The 2,605-nt window shown below is 62.0% G+C and carries 3 protein-coding genes; all 3 read right to left on the bottom strand.

What is annotated here, in order from left to right:
- Positions 1 to 315: 315 nt before the first annotated feature.
- Positions 316 to 1,611: an ABC transporter permease gene (locus ACLQ62_RS08025; RefSeq protein WP_411721121.1), complete on the bottom strand. Its 1,296-nt coding sequence runs from the start codon at positions 1,609 to 1,611 to the stop codon at positions 316 to 318.
- Positions 1,608 to 2,333, bottom strand: coding sequence for an ABC transporter ATP-binding protein (locus ACLQ62_RS08020; protein ID WP_411721120.1), 726 nt, complete (start codon positions 2,331 to 2,333; stop codon positions 1,608 to 1,610). Before ACLQ62_RS08020 ends, ACLQ62_RS08025 begins: the two co-directional genes overlap by 4 nt.
- On the bottom strand, positions 2,330 to 2,605 hold a 276-nt coding region (locus ACLQ62_RS08015), incomplete at its 5' end, for a zinc-binding dehydrogenase (RefSeq protein WP_411721119.1). The genes ACLQ62_RS08020 and ACLQ62_RS08015, both read right to left, overlap by 4 nt.

Below are 2,605 nucleotides of genomic sequence, written 5' to 3'. Positions count from 1 at the left end.
TTTCCACGTCCGGGCACCTGCCAGACGACGTCGTGCGCGAGGATTGCGCGAACCTGATCCATCGTTCCGTGCTCAATAATCTCGAAGATCTCGCGGCACCGAGTTGCGTTCGGATGCTCAGCCATCTTCGCCTCCCTGGTTCAGGGGCAAAGGGTATCATGCGCTCGGCTGCGCAGGTAAAAAATCAGGTTGGGGTCACGCGTAAGCCTATTGGCCTTCATGAGGAGCCCAGCGCGAGAACGGGGCCGCCTGCGCCGATGACCAGGGCGAAGACGATCAGCCAATTCTTGTGTGCGCGTCGTGTTCTCATGACAGCTACTCGTACCTGAGCGCGGTGATTGGGTTCTGTCGCGCTGCGCGCCGAGCTGGGATAGTTCCGGCGAGGAAGGCGATGCCCATCACCAGGAGCACGACTGCGAGCATGGGGACGGGTGCGAAGATGAGCACTTCGAGCCCTTCGAGGTCGGCAATCACCGTTTCGGCGAGAATCACGTTCGCGACGGCGCCGACGCCCATCGCACCGAGTGCCCCGATCACGCTGCCGAGGAACCCGATGAATACCGCCTCAACGCTGAACAGCGTGTAAATCTGTCCGCCGCCCATCCCCATTGCTTTCATGAGCCCGATCTCGCGAGTTCGCTCCTGCACACTCATCAGCAGCGTGTTGATGATGCCGAACCCGGCCGCGATAAGCGCGACCACGGCGAAGGCGTTCAGCACACCGATGATGCCGCCGATGACGACCTGAAAGATGCCGATCTGGTCGGCAGGCGTCAAAGCGTTGTAGCCGAGTTCTGCCAGATCCGCTTTCAGCGCGCTGAGCGCTTCTTCGCCAATGCCCGGATCGAATCGCGCAGTGGCGACGAAGAAGCCGACCTCGGTATCAGTGGGACTGCCGATGGCTTGTGCCTCCCGCAACGCGTCGGAGAACGTCTGGTTGAGTCCAACCCCACTCTCGAACAGCGTCTCGTTCTGCACTCCCGAGACCGTCGCTCCAAGTTCGTGGATCTCACCGCTCTGGTCGGCGATGCCAATGCTCACGGGCTGCCCGACGGCCGATTCCGCGTCCGAAAAGCCGAGGCTTTCGAGGTAGGCGCTTGTGAGTAGAACTTGATTGCCGGCTTCAGGCATCGGGGAGCCTGCGGCCAGATCGGGAGTGATCATCTGGATGTTGGCGTTGATGGTGAGTTCATACTTGCCGGTGCTGTCGTGCTCGATATACAGCGGATTGACATGAAGGATCGGATGAACCTCCAGCACGCCATCCACGCCGGCGATTGTCTCCACGTCCGCGGCTGTCAGGATTCCGCTCGCGAACTCCGACCCGTCGCCCTCGAACCGGCCGCCGACCACTGCCGATTCCGGATCGTATGGCGCCGGCCCTGACTGTGCACCAGGCGTCGAATCTGAAGCCTTCATGATCGACAGGGCGTCAGCGGCCGCAAACGACGCGATCTGGTTGTCGATGTAGGTGGAGATGCCGGTGCCGATGGCGCTGGTGAGGGTGAGGGTGAAGGCGCCGATGAAGATGGCGGTGACCGTGAGGGCGGTGCGGGTTTTGCTGCGGAAGGTGTTGCCGATGGCAGCACGGGTGATGTCGAGGGGGTTCATGCTGCTACTCCTGGGGCGTCGAGGGAGGGTACTTCGGCTCCGTCGCGGATGAATAGTTGCCGGTCGCAGCGGGCGGCCAGGTCGGGGTCGTGGGTCACGATCACCAGGGTGATGCCCTGGTCTCTGTTCAGGGTGAAGAGGATGTTCTCGACCAGGGCGCCGGTGACGGTGTCGAGGTTTCCGGTGGGTTCGTCGGCGAAGATGACCTTCGGGTTGTTCACGAGAGCGCGAGCGATGACGACCCGTTGTTTTTGTCCCCCGGAGAGGGTGACCGCCTTGTTTTTGGCCTTGTCTGGCATCTCCAGTTGTTCGAGGGCTGCCATGCCGCGGCTTTTGCGTTCCCTGGCACCAACACCGGCGATCTTCAACGGGAGAACCACGTTGTCGAGCACTGTGGCGTTGGGGGTGAGGAAGAACTGTTGGAACACGAATCCGAAGTCCTGATTGCGTAACCGGTTCAGCTGGCGCACCGACAACTCTTCGGCATTGGTGTTGCCGACCATCAGGGTGCCGTCATCCGGTTCATCTAATAGGGCGAGCAGGTGCATCAGGGTCGACTTGCCCGACCCGCTCTTACCGACGATCGCGATCGACTCCCCGGCATGCACCGAGAGGGACACACCAGCCAACGCATCGAAGCGTGAGGTGCCCTTGCCGTAGGACTTACGGATGTCGTGGGCTGCGAGCACGGGTGTGCTCAGAGTTGTTGCGGTGGTGTTCACTGGTGCTGCTCCTTGGTGTTGTTCTGGTTGGGGACGGTGATGGTGATCTTTCCCCTGGGGTGCTCCTCCACGAAGTAGCGGATCCCCTCAGGCGTCTCAGCGAGCGGGTAGCTGCGGTCGATTGGCGGCGTGATGGTGCCGGCGTCGATGAGTTCGCAAAGCACCTCGAGGTCGGCGCCGCTCGCGACTGCGGCGAGGGGCCGAAGATTTTGGGTCACGAACACGCCCAGCAGCATCCCTGCGAGCATGCGTCGGATCGGACCGAGCACGCG

The organism is Mycetocola sp. (assembly GCF_046716805.1).
GTDB lineage: Bacteria > Actinomycetota > Actinomycetes > Actinomycetales > Microbacteriaceae > Mycetocola_A.
The sequence above is the reverse complement of the archived record's forward strand: the minus strand, read 5'-3'. Positions and strand labels throughout refer to the sequence as shown.